Genomic DNA, 17,095 nt, shown 5'->3' on the forward strand with positions numbered 1-17,095 from the left:
CGCCGCGCCCGGCCGGAGATCAGCCGGATCGGAGGAATGGCCATGATCGCTTCCAGGCGGTCCGTCCTGACGGCGGGCGGCATCCTCGCCGCCACCACCGTCGCCGCCCTCGGTATGACCACGATCGCCAGTGGCACGCCCGCCACCGCCACCCCGGCCGGCGGGTGCACCGCCACGGTCCGGGTCGACTCCCGCTGGGGCAGCGGCGAGAGTGGCGGCCAGATCGTCACCTTCACCGTCGCGAACACCTCGTCGGCGACCGCCACCCGGTGGACGGTCACCTGGCCGCTCGCCGACGGCCAACGGATCGTGTCGTCCTGGAACACCTCGATCGCCGCGACGGGCGGCACCGCGACCGCGACCAACGCTCCGTACAACGGGGTGCTGCCGTCGGGCGCGTCGACCACCTTCGGTGTCCAGCTCGCCGGCCCCACCACCGCACCCACGCCGAGCTGCACCAACGACGCCGTCCCGCCGACCACCACCAGCCCGCCGACCGGGGCCGACGTCACCGTCCGCGAGATCGACAACCAGCGCACCGTCACCCTGTACGTCGGGCAGACGCTGGGCGTGACCCTGCCGGCCGACTACCTGCCGGTCACCACCACCGGCAACGCGCTGACCCCCGTGTCGAACAGCGGCGGCTTCCCGACCGGGCAGCCCCTCGTGGCGACGCTGCGGGCCGTGACCTCGGGCACCGCCGAGCTGACCACCCACACCGACTACGCCTGCCGGCACACCACCCCGCCGTGCGCCCCGGCGAGCGTGCTGTGGCGGGTGCAGGTCGCGGTCATCGAGCTGCCGCCGACCGACGCCGGGCAGACCGTCGTCGTCTCCGCGCCCGACAACCAGCGTGACCTCACGCTGCGCGTCGGTGACACGCTCGTGGTGAGCCTGGCCAGCAACTACCTGCCCCCGACGCTCTCCCCCGCCGGGGTCGTCGTGCCCGCCGAGGTGACCGGCGGCTACCCGAGCGGCCAGCCGCTCATCGCCCGCTACGTGGCGACCGCCCCCGGCCGGGTCGACGTCTCCACCATCACCGACAACCTCTGCCGGCACCAGCCGACCCCCTGCCCGTCCCCCCAGGTGCGCTGGGTGGTGCACCTGACCGTCACCAGCTGAACTCCGCACCGCCGACCTGCACCCCGACCCGCCGGTGGCCCGCCCCCGGCGGGTCGCCCCGGAGCCGGCGTCGAGTCCCTGCTCAGGGCATGTCACGCTGGAGCGGTGAGCGAGCCGGACGGGATGGAACTGACGGCCACCCTGCGCCGGATCGAACGGGCGGCGGGGGCGCTGGCCACGGCCAGCGTGGCCCGGATGGACGAGAGTCTGCCCTGGTTCCGTGAGCTGCCGGCCGAGCAGCGCTCCTGGGTGATGCTGGTGGCGCAGGCCGGGGCCCGGTCCCTGGTCGAGTGGCTGGGTTCCGGCGGTGGCACCACCGACAGCACCCAGGAGGTGTCCGACGAGGTCTTCGCCACCGCGCCGCTGGCCCTGGCCCGGTCGATCAGCCTCCAGCAGACGGTCGCGCTGATCAAGGTGACCATCGACGTGGTCGAGGAGCAGGTGTCGCACCTGGCCGCGCCCGGCGAGGAGCAGCAGCTACGCGAGGCGGTGCTGCGGTTCTCCCGGGAGATCGCCTTCGCCGCCGCCCGGGTGTACGCCCGCGCCGCCGAGTCCCGGGGCTCCTGGGACGCCCGGTTGCAGGCGCTGCTGGTCGACGCCCTGCTGCGCGGGGACTCCCCCGACGTGCTGGCCAGCCGGGCCGCCGCACTGGGCTGGGCGGACGCCCCACCGGTGGCGGTGGCCGTCGGGCGGTCCCCCGGCGGGGAGGTGTCCGCCGTGCTGCACACCGTCTACCGGTACGCCCGCCGGATCGGGGTGGAGGTGATCGGCGGCGTACACGGCGACCGGCTGGTGATCGTGCTCGGTGGCGCGGCCGACCCGATGGCCGCCACCGAGAAGCTGCTCCCCGGGTTCGGTGACGGGCCGGTGGTGGTCGGTCCCGCCGTACCCAGTCTGGACGAGGCGACGGACTCGGCACGGGCCGCGTTGGCCGGCTACCGGGCGGCGCCGGCGTGGCCGACCGCGCCCCGGCCGGTGCCGGCGGCGGACCTGCTGCCCGAACGGGCCCTCGCCGGTGACGCCGAGGCCCGCCGCCGGCTGCGCCACGACGTGTACGCCGCCCTGGTGCGTGCCGGCGGCGAACTGCTGGAGACGTTGGACGCCTTCTTCGCCGCCGGTGGGACGCTGGAGAGCGCGGCCCGTGCCCTGTTCGTCCACCCCAACACCGTGCGTTACCGACTGCGTCGAATCGCCGAGGTGACCGGATTCTCGCCCCTGACCCCCCGGGACGCGTTCGCCCTCCAGGTCGCGCTGACGGTGGGCCGGCTGGACCCGATCGCGCCGGCCGGGATACCCGGACCGAGCCAGAAATGACCCCGGGTAGCCTGAGCAGCACCGCTGAACGACGATCACCACCGATGTTTGTAGGAAACCTCCAAGACTTCTAGTGCGGTTTGGTGTCAGCCCGCACAGCGCTTACCCGGGGGTATCGGGAAGAGTCATAGACGTGCTCGCCGTCCTCTCTCCCGGCCAGGGTTCCCAGAAGCCCGGCTTCCTGACGCCCTGGCTCGCCCTGCGTGGCGTCGAGTCACGGCTGCGTTGGTGGTCGGTGCCGGCCGGGGTCGACCTGGTCCGGCTCGGCACCGAGGCGGACGCCGACGAGATCCGCGACACCGCCCGCACCCAGCCGCTGCTGGTGGCCTCGGCCCTGCTGGCCGCCGAGCAGCTGCCGCTGCACGACGTGGACCTGGTCGCCGGGCACAGCGTCGGCGAGCTGGCCGCCGCCGCACTGGCCGGGGTGTTCTCCGCCGAGACGGCGATCACCCTCGCCGGGGTGCGCGGCCGGGAGATGGCCGCCGCCTGTTCCCTGGAATCGACCGGGATGGCCGCCGTCCTCGGCGGCGACCCCGACGAGGTGCTCGCCGCCCTGGCCACCCACGGGCTGCACCCGGCCAACCGCAACGGCGGTGGCCAGGTGGTGGCCGCCGGCACGCTCGACGCCCTGGACAAGCTCGCCGCCGAGCCCCCCGCGAAGGCCCGGATCATCCGGCTCCAGGTCGCCGGGGCGTTCCACACCCCCTACATGGCCCCCGCCGAGCAGGCGCTGGCCGTCGTCGCCGCCGGGATCACGCCGTCGGCCCCGGTCCGGATCCTGCTCTCCGACCTCGACGGCACTGCCGTCCCGCACGGCCGGGAACTGGTCCACCGGCTGGTCCGGCAGGTCACCGCGCCGGTGCGCTGGGACCTGTGCATGCGGACGCTGGCCGACCTGGGGGTCACCGGCGTGCTCGAACTCCCCCCGGCCGGCACCCTCGCCGGGCTGGTCAAGCGGGAGCTCAAGGCCACCGGCGCACCGGAGATCGTCACCCTGAACACCCCCGCCGACCTGCCCGCCGCCCGGGACCTGATCGCCCGGCACAGCGGTCCGCCCGGTCGCCGGCCGACGTCGCGCTCCCGGGTCGTCGTCGCCCCCGCCGTGGGCACCTTCGCCCCGGTGGAGGGTCTCACCGAGGGCGCCGAACTGAGCACCGGCCAGGTGCTCGGGCAGATCACCACCCGGCAGGGGCCGGTCGAGGTGACCGCCCACGACAGCGGCCCGCTCACCGAGTGGCTCGCCCACCAGGACGACCCGGTCGCGCCGGGCCGCCCCATCGCCCGCATCGGAGGCCAGGCATGAGCGGCAGTCGGATCGTCGCCCTCGGGCACTACCAGCCTTCCCGGGTGGTGACCAACAACGACATCGCCCAGTTCGTCGACACCAACGACGAGTGGATCCGGGACCGGGTCGGCATCGCCAGCCGGCGCATCGCCGACGGCGAGACGGTGGCCGACATGGCCACCGCCGCCGCCGACAAGGCGCTTGCCAACTCGGGTCTCACCGCCGCCGACATCGACCTGGTGGTCGTCGCCACCTGCACCTCGATCGACCGCAGCCCCAACGTGGCCTGCCGGGTCGCCGCCAAGCTGGGCATCACCGCCCCGGGCGCGTTCGACCTCAACACCGCCTGCTCCGGCTTCGCCTACGCGTTGGGCACCGTCGACCACGCCATCCGGGCCGGCGCGTCGCGCAACGCGCTGGTCATCGGCGCGGAGAAGCTCTCCGACTTCACCGACTGGACGGACCGCTCCACCTGCATCATCTTCGCCGACGGCGCGGGTGCCGCGGTGGTCACCGCCACCACCGGCGACGAGCCGGCCGGGATCGGCCCGGTGGTGTGGGGCTCCGCACCGGACAAGAGCGACGCGGTACGCATCGAGGGCTGGCGGCCGTACATCGCGCAGGAGGGGCAGTCGGTGTTCCGCTGGGCCACCACCGCGCTGGCCCCGCTGGCCCTGCAGGCGTGCGAGAAGGCCGGCGTCGACCCGTCCGAGCTGGCCGCGTTCGTGCCGCACCAGGCCAACTCGCGGATCATCGACGGCATCGCCAAGCGGCTGAACATCCCGCAGGCGATCATCGCCAAGGACATCGTCGAGTCCGGCAACACCTCGGCGGCGAGCGTGCCGCTGGCCCTGTCCAAGCTGGTCGAGCGCCGGGAGGTGCCCTCGGGCGCACCGGTGCTGCTGTTCGGCTTCGGCGGCGGTCTGACCTACGCCGGTCAGGTCGTCCGCTGCCCCTGAAGACCCGCCGTGGTCGGCGACCGCGGCGCACCGCCATCCGGCGGAGAACAAACCCCGATGAGAGGAACCCACCGCAATGACCCGTGACGAGATCACCTCCGGCCTCGCCGAGATCCTCGAAGAGGTTGCCGGGGTGAACCCGGACGACGTGGCCGAGGGGAAGTCCTTCACCGACGACCTCGACGTCGACTCGCTGTCGATGGTGGAGGTCGTGGTCGCCGCCGAGGAGAAGTTCGGCGTCAAGATCCCGGACAACGAGGTGCAGAACCTGAAGACCGTCGGGGACGCCGTCAGCTTCATCGAGGCGCAGTCCTGAGATGAGTCGCATCGACGTCGTCGTCACCGGGCTCGGCGCGACCACCCCGCTGGGCGGGGACGTCGCGTCGACCTGGGACGCCATGCTCGCCGGCCGCTCCGGGGTGGGTCCGCTCACCCAGGAGTGGGCCGGCCAGCTCCCGGTCCGGATCGCCGCCCAACTCGCGGTGGAACCGACCGAGGTGCTGGACCGGGTCAAGCTGCGCCGGTTGGACCGCTCCGAGGCGATCGCGCTCATCGCGGCGCAGCAGGCCTGGGCGGACTCCGGGCTCGCCGACTCCGGGCTCGACCCGGAGCGGTTGGGGGCCAGCGTCGGCTCGGGCATCGGGGGCGCCCTGACCCTGCTCGCGCAGGACGACATCCTGGAGGCGTCCGGCCCGCGCCGGGTCTCCCCGCACACCATCCCGATGCTGATGCCCAACGGTCCCGCCGCCTGGGTGGGGTTGGAGCTGGGCGCGCAGGCCGGGGTGCACTCGGTGGCGAGCGCCTGCGCGACCGGCGCGGAGGCGATCGCACTCGGCCTGGACATGATCAGGTCCGGTCGGGCCGACGTGGTGGTGGCCGGCGGCACCGAGGCGGTCATCCACCCACTGCCGATCGCCGGGTTCAGCTCCATGCGGGCCATGTCGACCCGTAACGACGAGCCGGAGCAGGCCTCCCGGCCGTGGGACAAGAGCCGCGACGGCTTCGTCCTCGGCGAGGGCGCCGGCATCCTGGTGTTGGAGCGCGCCGACCACGCCGCCGCCCGGGGCGCGCACGTCTACGCCCGGCTCGCCGGTGCGGGCATCACCTCCGACGGGTACGACATCGTCCAGCCGCACCCCGAGGGGGCCGGCGCGATCCGGGCCATCGCCAAGGCGATCGCCGACGCGGACGTGGCCAAGGCCGACATCGTGCACGTCAACGCGCACGCCACCTCGACGCCGGTGGGCGACCTGGCCGAGATCAAGGCGCTGCACCGGGCGCTCGGTGACCATCCGGTGCTGACCGCCACCAAGTCGATGACCGGGCACCTGCTCGGCGCGGCCGGCGCGTTGGAGTCGATCGCCACCATCCTGACCATCCGCGACGGCGTCATCCCGCCGACGATCAACCTGGACGACCCGGACGACGGCCTCGACATGGACGTCGCCGCGAACAAGGTCCGCCACCTGGACGTGCCGGCGGCGCTGAACAACTCGTTCGGCTTCGGCGGCCACAACGTCGCCCTGGTCTTCACCCGCCCCTGACGGCAGCAGCAGTCCGACGGCCCGGCCCCCTCGGGGTGCCGGGCCGTCGGCGTCCAGCGTGGTCGGACGGCGAGCGGTGGGGCGGATCTGCGGCAACCGCACAGTGATCATGGGCTTGGTCGCCGCAAACGGTCAGCAGGGCCAGCCATCCGTCGGCTAGCATCCGTCGGCCACCGCAACCGACGGCGGCAACTCCAACGGGGAAACGGGACGATGATCCGACGTACGACCGCACTTGCCGCGCTCACCCTCACCCTCACCGCCGGCTGCGCCGGTGACACCACGGAGCGGGCGACGACGCCCGCGCCGTCGACCAGCCCGACCGCCTCGCCGGTCGCCGCCGGTCCACCGTGGTACGACGACGTCGCCCCGGCCGCCGCCGCCACCACGGTCGGCCCGAAAGGCAGCGCCTGCACGCTGTCGATGACCTTCTCGGTGCCGGCGAAGTGGAAGGTCAAGGCGGTGAAGGGCGGGGCCGATCTCAAGCTCGGCCCGGCCGTGCCGCTGTGCGAGATCGACGCGAAGCCGGCCGGGAACATCGGTTTCCTGCGGGTCTGGCAGATCACCGGGGCCGCACCGCTGAACCCGCAGGTCACCGTGGACAAGTACCTCGCCGCGTTCAACAGCCCGAAGGAGCAGCAGTACCGGCGGACCAAGGCCGGCCCGCTGGACGCCTTCGAGGCCACCTGGACCGAGGACGGCGAACCCAACCGGGCGATCCTGGTGTCCACCCTGTACGGCACGCTGATGATCACCCTCGACGGCCTGGACACCGAGGAGTTCGAGGAGATGCTGCCGGCGTACCAGCTGGCGAAGTCGAGCGCCGACCTGCCGAAGTGACCGCGCCGTGCGTCCGGCCCGCCCGAGGGTGGGCCGGACGCACGGGCCGACCGGTCCGCCCCCTCGCGGCCGGACGCACAGGTGGCCGGTCAGCGGGGTGCCGGCACCGCCTCCCGGGCCAGGGTGACCGCGCCGAGCAGCGCCGCGTCGTCGGCGAACCGGGACAGCACCACGTCGGGGCGGTTCGGGAGCACCTCGGCCAGCCGGTCGACGAGCAGCCCCCGGATCAGCGCGCTGCCGGCCACCCCGCCGACCAGCACCACCCGCTGTGGATCGAGCAGCAGGCAGCAGGTGACCAGGTGCCGGGCCAGCTCGTCGACCCGGGCGGTGAGCGCGTCACGGGCCACGCCGGGCACTTCGGCGGCGGCGGCCAGCCCGGCCGCGTGCCCGGCCACCCCCAGCTCGTCGGCCAACCGGTCCAGCGCCCGGCCGGAGAAGTCCAGCTCCAGCATGGTGCCCGGCCAGGGGCCGCCGGCCACCGCGTACCCGATCTCGCCGGCCGCCCCCGATGCCCGGCGAGGACCCGGCCGCCGACGGTGACCGCCGCCGCCACGCCGGTGCCGATCCCCACCACCAGCCCGGGGTCGGCGTCACGCAGCGCGCCGAGGCGCAGCTCGGCCAGGGCGGCGGCGTTCAGGTCGTTGTCCACCGCCACCCGGGCCACCCCGAGGGCGGCGGACACCGCGTCGGCCAGTCGCAACCGCTCCCAACCGGGCACGTTCGGGGCCAGGTCGATGCCGTCGGGGCGGACCACCCCCGGTGAGGCCACCCCGGCCGCCACCAGCGGCCCGCCGACCTCGGCGACCAGCGTGGCCGCCAACTCCAGCGCCCGGTCCAACGCCTGCGGGGCACCCCGCTCGGCGTGGGTGGCGATCCGCCGGTGGGCCAGCAGCCGACCGGTGCCGTCGGCCACCCCGACGGCCATCTTGGTGCCGCCGAAGTCGATGCCGAGCAGCCGCTCGTCGGTGCGGGTGCCGGCGGCGGCCCGGCCGGCCAGTCGCATGCTCACCTGGTCCACCGCCCGGTCACCACCGTCGACCGCGGTCGCGCCGGTGCCCCGCCGGACAGCCGGGCCGGACCGGAGCCGGATCGTCGGATCGACGCGCTCACCGGCCGGCCACCTCGGCGGCGACCGTGTCCAGCGCCTCGTCGGCGCGGGCCAGCCGGTCCCGGGTCGCGGCGAGCCGGTCGGCGACGGCGTCGAACGCGACCCGCAGGGTGCCGACCTGGGCGCGGACGGCGGCGGCACCCGGCCCGTCCACCTGCACCCGGTCCAGCACCAGGTCGGGCTGGACGGCGGCGGCGATCAGGTCGGCGACGGCGTCGTCGGTCAGCCCGGCGGTCAGCCCGGCGGCGGCGGCCCGGACCCCCTCGGCGGTCCAGGTGTCCGGCGCACCGGCCCGGACCAGCCGGCCGACGACCGAGTGGGCGGCCCGGAACGGCACCCCGTGCCGGGTCAACGCGTCGGCCGCCGCGGTGGTGGTGGCCCCGGACGCGACGATCTCCTCCCGGGTCGGCGGGTACAGCGGCTCCAGTTCGGCGAGGAAGCCGCCGACCAGGGCGAAGAACCGGTCCGCCCGGTCGTTGCTGTCCCAGAGCCGGACCTGCACGTCGGTGGTGGCGTTGTTGGAGTCCTCCCACCAGGCCGCCCCGACGTTGTTGAGCACCGACGCGGCGTCGGCGGCGCTCGCGCCGGCCATCGACACCAGGTGCTCCAGCACCACCGGGTTGCGTTTCTGCGGCATGATGCTGCTGCCCTGGGTGAAGTCGCCGGGGGTGGCCACCCACTGCCAGGTCAGCCAATCCATCAGGGTACGGGCCAGCCGGGCGCCGGTGGCCAGGGCCTGGGCGTTGAGGGTGCCCACCCGCACCAGGTGGTCGGCCCCGGCGACCGCCTCGTAGGAGTTGGTCACCAGCCCGTCGAAGCCGAGCAGCTCGGCCACCCGGGCCGGGGCGATGTCCAGGTCGGTGCCGGCGAACGCGCAGGACCCCAGCGGCGAGACGTTGAGCTGGTCGATCACGTCGGCGTACGCGGTGGCCTCACCGGCCAGCGCCTCGGCGTAACCGGCCAGCGCGTGCCCGATGGTGGTGGGCTGGGCGGGCCGGCGGTGGGTGTAACCGGTGATCACCACGTCGGCGTACCGGTCGGCGACGTCCAGGGCGGTCCGGCCGGTGGCCAGCACCCGGTCCAGCACGTCGAGGAGCTGGCCGCGCAGCAGCATCCGGAACACCCCGGCGTCGAGGTCGTTGCGGCTGCGGGCCATCTGCACGTCCAGTTCGGACGCCGGCACGCCGCACGCCTGCGCGAGCGTGGACTCCAGCAGGTAGTAGGTGTCCTCGAAGCTGCCGTCGAACGCCGGGGCCGGACTGTCGTCGGCGCGCAGCGTGGCCAGCCCGCGCAACAGTCGGGCGCCCCGCTCGGCCGGGACGAGGCCCTGCTCGGTCAGCATCACCACGTGCGCCTGGCTGGCGCGCACCATCGCCGGGTAGAGGCGCCCGACGTGGTGGTCGTAGGTCGGGGCCAGGTGGTGCCGCTGGTAGGTGGTCAGCTCGCTCATGGCGGTTCCTTACTTCCTTCCGGGCCGGGACGCGGCACGGGGGCCGGCTCCCGGGTTCTCGGCTGGTCGGTCGGTCAGGCCCAGCAGCCGTTCGGCGTTACCGGCGAAGATCGTCCGGAGGTGGTCGTCGGGCATCCCCAGCTCGCGGCAGACCCGCAACTGGTCGTCGAGGTAGCGGGTGACGTAGCCGCGCGGGAACCACGACGAGTCGCTGCCGTACACGATGCGCTGCGGGCCGATCGTCTCGTAGCAGCGGCGGAACAGGTCCTCCAACGTCAGCTTGTACGGCATCCAGCGCACCCACTGGTTGGAGCCGGACGTGTCGACGTGGATGTTGGGGCAGCCCCAGGCGGCGAAGAGCAGATCCTGCACGTGCTGGACGCCGAAGTGCGGCACCACCACGTTCAGCTCGGGGAAGCGGCGGGCCATCCGGGCCAGCTCGTCGGGGCCGCCGTACCGGCCGAAGGAGAGGCCACCGGCGCTGCCGTAGTGGCCGATGTGGATCAGCACCGGCACCCCGAGGCGCTGGGCGGTGGACCAGAGCGGGTCCAGGTCGGCGTGGTCCAGCGGGCCGCGTAGCAGCGGGGCGAACAGCTTCAGCCCGCGCAGCCCCCGTTCGGTCACCGCGCGTTCCAGCTCGGCGGCGGCCCCCGGCGAGTACGGGTCGTGGTGGGCGAAGCCGAGCAGCAGGTCCGGGTGCCGGTCGACCACGTCGGCGACGGTGTCGTTGCCGCCGCCGGTGACGAAGACCGCCCGCCGTACCCCGACCGCACGCAGCTCGTCGGCCCACCGGTCGGCCTCGTCCTGCCAGCGTGGGGCGGGCGGCTCGGGGTCGGGGAAGCTCCACGCCTGCCGCCACGCCTTCGCGTACGGGGCGGAGCCGGCTGCCCGGACGGCCCGCTCGTGTTCCCCGCCGGGGTGCATCCCGGCGGCGTCCTCGCAGGCGTGGATCGTCTCGTCGGTGCCGATGCGGAAGTGCAGGTGGAAGTCGACGATGTCGAGTCCCCGGTCCACGCTCACCGCTCTCCCCCGGTCACCGTCGTAGGGTCACCGGCCGCCGGGCCGGCCCGGCCGTCGGTGCCGGGCCGTCGGCCGCCGCGTCGGGTAGCGGGTCGGCGGTGGGCGGGGCGGGCGGTGGGGCGGCCACCCAGGCGGCGACGATCTCCCGCAGCCGCGCGCCGGCCGTGGCGCGGACCTGCCGGCCGGCCGCCTCGGAGGCCAGCGAGATGTGCCCGGACCAGCCCTGCCACGGGTCGGGACGGGACTCGACCAGCACGTAGGGATGGCCGACCGGCAGCTTCGGCTTCGGCGGCAGGTCGGTCACGGCGTCGAGGCGGACCGCGCCGGGATCGAACCCGAGCACCCCGGAGGTCTCGTACGCGCCGCCGTGCCCCCGGGCGGTCAGCGGCCCGTACAGCTCGGTGGTCTCCGCCGGGGTGACCAGTTGGAACCAGTTGACCAGCAGCAGGCTGGCGGTTCGCCGGCCGGAGACCCATTCCATCGCGGCCCGCACGGTGGACATGTTGGCGTCGTGGCCGTTGACGATCAGCAGCCGGGGGAAACCGGCGGCGACGATCCCCTCGATCACGTCGGCGAGGTAGCCGACGGCGATCTCCGGCCGGATCGACACCGTGCCCGGCCAGGGCCGGGTCTGCCCAGGGCAGGCCGCATAGGGCACCGCCGGGAAGAGCACCCCGCGCGGCCCGGGGGAGCCGGTGGTCGTATCCCCCGAGGAGCTGGCGGCCGACGCGGACCCGGCGGCCGACGCGACAGCGCCACCGGCCCCGGCGGCCGGGCTGGACGTGCCACCGGCCCCGGCGGCCGGGCTGGACGTGCCGCCGGCCTCGGCGGCGAAGCCTTCGGCGAGGATCAGGTCGGTGCCGAGCGGCAGGTGCGGGCCGTGCCACTCGACGGCGCCGACGGGCAGCACCGCGTAGTCGGCCGCCGCCGCGACGGCGGCCAGCTCGCCACCGGGAATCCGGGTGGCGGGCAGCAGCCCGCCACCGGTCGGCCAGGTCACGCCGTCCACTTCGCCGCCTCCCGGGTGGCCCGGCCGCCGTTCTGCAGGCGGCCGGAGAACACCATCACCAAGAAGATCAACACCACCTGGAGCATGCCGTACGCGGCGGCGGTGCCGACCTCGAACGAGTACATCCGGTTGTTGATCTCGACCGAGATGGGTGCCGTCTCCGAGGTGTAGATCAGCACCGAAGCGACGAACTCGCCCACCCCGTTGACGAAGGCGAGCAGCGCGCCGGCCAGCACACCGGGCAGCATCAGCCGCAGGGTGACCGTGCCGAACGCCCGCCACCAGGGGGCGCCGAGGTTGCGGGCCGCCTCCTCCAACGACGGGTCGATCTGCGCCAGCGTCGCCGAACTCGACCGGAACACCAACGGCAGGAACCGCACGAAGTACGCCAACGGCATGATCCAGAAGGTGCCGATCAGCACCTGGCCGAAGCTGAACGCGTTACCGGTGCTGAACGCGGAGATCAGGTTGATCGCCACCACCGTGCCGGGCAGCGCCCAGGCCAGCATGACCGCCACGTCGAGCAGCCCCCGGCCCCGGAAGTCGAGCCGGCGCACCGCGTACGCGATCAGCACGCCGACCACCACGCAGCCGACCGTGGCGAGCACGCTCATCCGCAACGAGTTGAGGATCGGCCGGTACGCCCCCGGGTCGGAGAAGATCGTGACGAAGTTCTGCATCGTGTACTCCGACGGGATCACCTCCGTGGTCCACGAGCCGTCCCGGGAGAAGGCGACCAGGGCGATCGTCGCCACCGGGGCGAGCAGCACCATGGTCGCCAGCACCGAGGCGACCAGGGCCAGCCACTTGCCCAGCGGGTTGGTGATCTCCCGGCGGTGCGAGGCGACGCCCTTGGACTGGGAGCGGTAGCTGCGCCGCCCCTCGTACCAGCGCATCCCGAGCAGGAACAGCACCGAGGACACCGCCAGCACCGACGCGTAGGTCGAGGCCATCGGCAGGTCGCCGTTGGTGCGGTTGATGTAGATCTGCATGGTCATCGTGCGGTCCACGCCGAACAGCAACGGCGCGGTGTACGACGCCAGCGACGTCATGAAGACCAGCAGCGACGCGGAGACCAGCGCCGGGGTGAGCATCGGCAGCAGCACGGTGCGCCACACCCGGACCCGGCTCGCGCCCAGGTTGTAGGCCGCCTCCTCCACCGACGGGTCCATCCCGACCAGGGCGGCCGAGGCGGCGAGGTAGAAGAACGGGTACATGGTGAAGGTGTGCACCACCAGCACCCCGGCGATGCCGGTGAACGGCAGCACCGGGTTCTCCGTGCCGAGGAGCTGTTGCAGGCCGCGCGGCAGGATGCCGGTCTCGCTGTAGAGCAGCTGGAACGAGATCGCCCCGATCAGCGGCGGCAGCGCCGCCGGCACCAGGATGATCGCCTCGATCAGCCGCCGGCCGGGAAACGAGAAGCGCTTGAGCAGGAAGGCCATCGCCACCCCGACGATCCCGCAGAGCAGCACGCTGGCCGCCGAGATCATCAGCGAGGTGAGCAGCGCCGACCGGGCCACCCCGGAGCCGGTGACGAACTCCGTGTAGTTGGCCACCCCCTCCACCCCGACACTCTCGGCGAAGGTGGCGAACATCGGCTGCACCACGTAGCCGAAGAGGATCAGCGCCAGCGGGAAGACCAGCAGGTACGGAAACCAGGGCGAGTTGGCGTTGAGGCCGCGCCGGGGCCGGTCGGCACGCGGCGGGGCGGGGTCCTTGGTGACCGGCGGCACGGTGGCCGGACTCGGCGTGGCGGGAATGGTACTCACGGCGTCACCTCAGTTCGCGACTGCGGGGCTCGCAAAACCGGCTCACTCCTCGCGCTCACGGGCGCACCACCCACATGCGCTGGCGGTTGAGTCGCAGGCCGACCTGGTCGCCGACGGCGATGCCGGCCGGGACGTCGATCGCGGCGACCTGGACCGGCTCGCCGGCCACCTCGACCACGAGGTTGGTGGCCATGCCGGTGAACTCCACCTCGGTCACCCGGCCGGTGAGCGCGCCGGCCTCGGTGGCCGAGGTGAGCCCGAGGTGCTCGGGGCGTACCGAGACCAGGGCGGTGTCCCCGGCGCGCAGGCCGTGGTCGGCGGGGGCGGTGACGGCGGTCTCGCTGCCGTCGGGCAGGCCCACGGTGACCGTCTCGGCGGTGGCGGTGACCACCGGCAGGTCGAGCACGTTGCTGCGGCCGATGAACCGGGCCACGAAGGCGGTCGCCGGCCGGTGGTAGATCTCCTGCGGGGCGCCGATCTGCCGGACCCGGCCGGATTCCATGACGGCGATCCGGTCGGACATCGCCATCGCCTCGGCCTGGTCGTGGGTGACGTAGATGGCGGTGGTGCCGGCCTCCTGCTGGATCCGGCGAATCTCGACCCGGGTCTCCTCGCGCAGCTTGGCGTCGAGGTTGGACAGCGGCTCGTCGAGCAGCAGGGTACGCGGCCGGATGACCAGCGCGCGGGCCAGCGCCACCCGCTGCTGCTGGCCACCGGAGAGCTGGTCGATCCGGCGGTCGCCGTAGCCGGCGAGGTGGACCTGGCCGAGGGCCTCCTCGATCCGCCGGGCGGACTCGGCCCGCCCCACCTTGCGGATCTTCAGCCCGTACGCGACGTTCTGCGCGACGGACATGTGCGGGAAGAGGGCGTAGTTCTGGAACACCATGCCGGTGTCGCGCTTGTTCGGCGGCCGGTGGGTGACGTCCTCCGTGCCGAACCGGATCCGCCCCGAGGTGGGGAAGTAGAACCCGGCCACCATCCGCAGGGTGGTGGTCTTGCCGCAGCCGCTCGGCCCGAGCAGGGTGAAGAACTCCCCGGCGGCGATGCTGATGTCGACGTCGTCGACGGCAGCGGTGTCGCCGGCACGCGCGAAGCGCTTGCTCACCGACTCCAGCGTGACATCGATCATGATGTCCTCTCCTTCATGCGGTACCGGACCTGGCCGGGCGGGGTGGCGGGACCGGGCCCGTGGGCACGGGGAAACGGATGACGGTTGCGAAGACGGGCCGCCCGGGTGGGCGGCGCGACGGGCGGTGCCGGGGGCGGGACGACCCCCGGCACCCGTACGGTCAGCCCTTGTTCTTGATCTGGCTGTTCCAGTGGTTGATCCACTCGGTCTCGTTCTTGCCGATGATGTCCCAGTTGACGTCGAGCGGCTTGAGGTTGAGCTGGGCCAGCCACTCCGGCTGCTGGGCGATCTCCACGGCCGGGATCTGGTAGTAGTCCTTGGCCAGGTCGGCGCGGAGCGTGTCGTCGAAGAGGAACTCGATGAACTTCTGCGCGCCGGCGCTGTTGCCGCCCTTGACCGCGGCGAGCCCGTCGACCAGCACCGGGGCGCCGGAGGCCGGCATCACGTAGCCGAACGGCATGTTGGACTGGTTGGCCTGGAGCAGGATGTCCTGCAGGTTCCAGGCGCTCAGCGTGCCCTGCTGGCGGGAGAGCTTGAGGTAGAGGTCGGCCGGGTTGGCCGCGTACGAGCCGGTGTTGGCGTCGAGCTTCTTGAGCCAGTCGTAGCCGGGCTGCGGGTTGCTGCCGTCCGGCGACTGCCGCATGATCATCGCGGCGTAGATCGACCGCATGGTGCCCGAGGCGGCCACGTCCCGGATGACGATCTTGTCTTTCCACTCCGGCTTCAGCAGGTCGTCCCAGTCCTTCGGGGCCTGCTCCGGGGTGAGCGCCTTGTTGTTGTACATGATGACCTCGGGCAGCAGGATCTCACCGAACCAGCGACCCTCGGCGTCCTTGTACTTCGCGTCCATCTTGCCGGCGAACGCGGGCTGCCAGGCGGTGAGCAGGTCCTCACCGGCACCGGCGGACAGCCCCTGCTGGGTGCCGCCCCACCAGACGTCGGCCTGCGGGTTGGCCTTCTCGGCCCGGACCCGCTCCAGGATCTCCTGGGCGCCCAGGTTGAGGATCTCCACCTTCCCCTTGTACTCGGGGTACTTGGCGGTGAACTTGTCCACCACGAAGGTGGAGACCTTCTTGTCGCGGGCGGTGTAGATCGTCAGCTTCTCCGTCTCACCCGCAGCGGTGTCGTCCGAGCCGCCGCCGCAGGCGGTGCCGGCGGCGAGGACGGTGGCGAGCGCTCCGGCGAGCAGAAGTCGACGTCTCATGGGATACCTCCGAGGGGTTGGGGAGAAGTGAGGCGGGGCAGGTCAGGGGGCCGGCAACAGGGTGGGCAACCCGGCTGCGGCGGCGGAGAGGGCGTAGCTGACCGCGCCGTGCAGCACGGCCCGGTCGCCGAGCACGGCCCGGCGCACCTCGGTGGTGCTGGGTGCGGCGGCGGTGACCAGGTCCTGGAGCCGGCCGACGGCGGCGTCGTCGAGGTCGGCGGCGGCACCGCTGAGCAGCACCCGCCCCGGGTCGATGACGCAGACGCAGGAGACGATCAGCCGGGACCAGGCGTGCAGCAGTTCGTCGAGGTAGCCGGCGGCGCGCGGATCGGTGACGGCCAGGGCGACCAGCGCGCGTACCGGCGAGTCGGGGCGGCGGCCCGGGGCCAGTGCGACGACCCGTTCGGCGATCGCGTTCTCCGACCAGCGGGCCTCGAACGGGCCGATCCCGTCGTGTCCCCGGCCGGCCGGGTCCAGCGGCAGGAAACCGACCTCGCCGGCCGCGCCCCGGGCCCCCCGCCGGACCTGGCCGTCGAGCACCAGGCCCGCGCCGATGCCGTCGGCGACGTGCAGCAGCAGCAGGTCGGCGACGTCGGTGCCGGCCCCGGCGGCGTGTTCGCCGGCCGCCATCAGGTTGACGTCGTTGTCCACCACCACCGGCACGCCCAGCGTCCGCTGGACCGACTCCCCTATCGGTCGGCCCTCGATCAGGCCGACCGAGGGGGCGAGTCGGACCGCGCCGCCGGAGATGACGCCGGGCGCGGCGATGGCCACCCCGCGCAGCGCCGGCAGGCCGTCCCCGGCCAGCTCGGGCACCGAGCGGCAGATGGTGTCGACGATGTCGCCGGTCAGCCGGATCGCGCGGTGGGCGACGACCGCGCCGTCGCTGTCGGCGATCTCGCAGCTGATCCGGGACGGTTCCAGCGAGACGGCGGCGACCAGCTCGGCGCGCGGGTTGAACTCCAGCATCGCCCGGGGGCGGCCGGCCCGGGAGGTGCCCGGCCCGCGTTCGATCAGGTAGCCCTCGGCGATCAGGTCACGCACGAGCGGGGTGAGCGTCGCGGGGCTCAGGCCGGTCAGCTCGGTCAGCTCGGCCCGGGAGAGCAGCCGGACCTGGCGGGCGGTGGAGATCACGGAAAGCCGCTTGATCTCCTTCGACCGCTCCCGGCTCACCGGGCTCGTTGGTGGCGTCACCACGTCTGTCACACTTCCTTCCTACGGCGAACGAATTAAAGAGTCAAGTAACAAGTCCGTCTCGACCAGCGCGCAGACAGCACCGGAGCAGCGACGACATCCGCGCCGGGGCCGACGCCCGGGACGGGCCGGCCGTGGCGGAATATCA

15 protein-coding genes and 1 pseudogene are annotated in these 17,095 nt (G+C 73.3%); 7 read left to right on the forward strand and 9 right to left on the reverse strand.

Translation table 11 applies throughout. The features are described from left to right. Positions 1–42 precede the first annotated feature (42 nt). The 7 genes from J7462_RS11975 (at position 43) to J7462_RS12005 (ending at position 7,064) form a co-directional block, all read left to right on the forward strand. Positions 43–1,122: a cellulose binding domain-containing protein gene (locus tag J7462_RS11975; RefSeq protein WP_219464127.1), complete on the forward strand. Its 1,080-nt coding sequence runs from the start codon at positions 43–45 to the stop codon at positions 1,120–1,122. Positions 1,123–1,245: 123 nt separating this feature from the next. After that, positions 1,246–2,436, forward strand: coding sequence for a CdaR family transcriptional regulator (locus tag J7462_RS11980; protein ID WP_208568955.1), 1,191 nt, complete (start codon positions 1,246–1,248; stop codon positions 2,434–2,436). 133 nt (positions 2,437–2,569) lie between these two features. Then, a complete protein-coding gene (locus tag J7462_RS11985; RefSeq protein ID WP_219464128.1) occupies positions 2,570–3,739 on the forward strand; it encodes an acyltransferase domain-containing protein in 1,170 nt (389 codons plus the stop codon). Continuing rightward, complete coding sequence (locus J7462_RS11990) at positions 3,736–4,680, forward strand: beta-ketoacyl-ACP synthase III (RefSeq protein WP_208568922.1); 945 nt, start codon at positions 3,736–3,738, stop codon at positions 4,678–4,680. The genes J7462_RS11985 and J7462_RS11990 overlap by 4 nt, the downstream gene beginning before the upstream one ends. A 76-nt stretch (positions 4,681–4,756) precedes the next feature. Further along, positions 4,757–4,996, forward strand: coding sequence for an acyl carrier protein (locus J7462_RS11995; protein WP_067313076.1), 240 nt, complete (start codon positions 4,757–4,759; stop codon positions 4,994–4,996). 1 nt (position 4,997) lies between these two features. After that, complete coding sequence (gene fabF / locus J7462_RS12000) at positions 4,998–6,224, forward strand: beta-ketoacyl-ACP synthase II (RefSeq protein WP_208568921.1); 1,227 nt, start codon at positions 4,998–5,000, stop codon at positions 6,222–6,224. Between the two features lie 213 nt (positions 6,225–6,437). Then, positions 6,438–7,064, forward strand: a complete 627-nt coding sequence (locus J7462_RS12005; protein WP_219464129.1) for a lipoprotein — start codon at positions 6,438–6,440, stop codon at positions 7,062–7,064. A gap of 89 nt (positions 7,065–7,153) precedes the next feature. On the opposite strand, the gene J7462_RS32135 is transcribed toward J7462_RS12005, so the two are convergent. From J7462_RS32135 to J7462_RS12045, 9 genes and pseudogenes are all read right to left on the reverse strand, one after another. Beyond that, complete coding sequence (locus J7462_RS32135) at positions 7,154–7,516, reverse strand: ROK family protein (RefSeq protein ID WP_255597687.1); 363 nt, start codon at positions 7,514–7,516, stop codon at positions 7,154–7,156. Positions 7,517–7,620: 104 nt separating this feature from the next. Further along, positions 7,621–8,067: pseudogene (locus J7462_RS32140) on the reverse strand (ROK family protein); the annotation flags it as partial. Between the two features lie 103 nt (positions 8,068–8,170). Beyond that, entirely contained in the window at positions 8,171–9,622 is a 1,452-nt protein-coding gene (locus tag J7462_RS12015; RefSeq protein ID WP_219464130.1) for an argininosuccinate lyase, read from the reverse strand. 9 nt (positions 9,623–9,631) lie between these two features. After that, positions 9,632–10,642, reverse strand: coding sequence for an amidohydrolase family protein (locus J7462_RS12020; RefSeq protein WP_208568918.1), 1,011 nt, complete (start codon positions 10,640–10,642; stop codon positions 9,632–9,634). A gap of 13 nt (positions 10,643–10,655) precedes the next feature. Next, positions 10,656–11,642: a creatininase family protein gene (locus J7462_RS12025; protein ID WP_219464131.1), complete on the reverse strand. Its 987-nt coding sequence runs from the start codon at positions 11,640–11,642 to the stop codon at positions 10,656–10,658. Continuing rightward, on the reverse strand, positions 11,639–13,420 hold the full coding sequence (locus tag J7462_RS12030; protein WP_308290874.1) for an iron ABC transporter permease: 1,782 nt from the start codon (positions 13,418–13,420) through the stop codon (positions 11,639–11,641). Before J7462_RS12030 ends, J7462_RS12025 begins: the two co-directional genes overlap by 4 nt. A gap of 55 nt (positions 13,421–13,475) precedes the next feature. Next, on the reverse strand, positions 13,476–14,549 hold the full coding sequence (locus tag J7462_RS12035) for an ABC transporter ATP-binding protein (RefSeq protein WP_219464132.1): 1,074 nt from the start codon (positions 14,547–14,549) through the stop codon (positions 13,476–13,478). A gap of 160 nt (positions 14,550–14,709) precedes the next feature. Further along, positions 14,710–15,753 (reverse strand): extracellular solute-binding protein, encoded by a 1,044-nt coding sequence (locus tag J7462_RS12040; protein WP_219464133.1) that lies wholly within the window; start codon positions 15,751–15,753, stop codon positions 14,710–14,712. Positions 15,754–15,795: 42 nt separating this feature from the next. Continuing rightward, entirely contained in the window at positions 15,796–16,959 is a 1,164-nt protein-coding gene (locus J7462_RS12045; RefSeq protein ID WP_219464134.1) for an ROK family protein, read from the reverse strand. Positions 16,960–17,095: the final 136 nt, after the last annotated feature.

Source organism: Micromonospora sp. RL09-050-HVF-A (genome assembly GCF_019374995.1).
Taxonomy (GTDB): domain Bacteria; phylum Actinomycetota; class Actinomycetes; order Mycobacteriales; family Micromonosporaceae; genus Micromonospora; species Micromonospora antibiotica.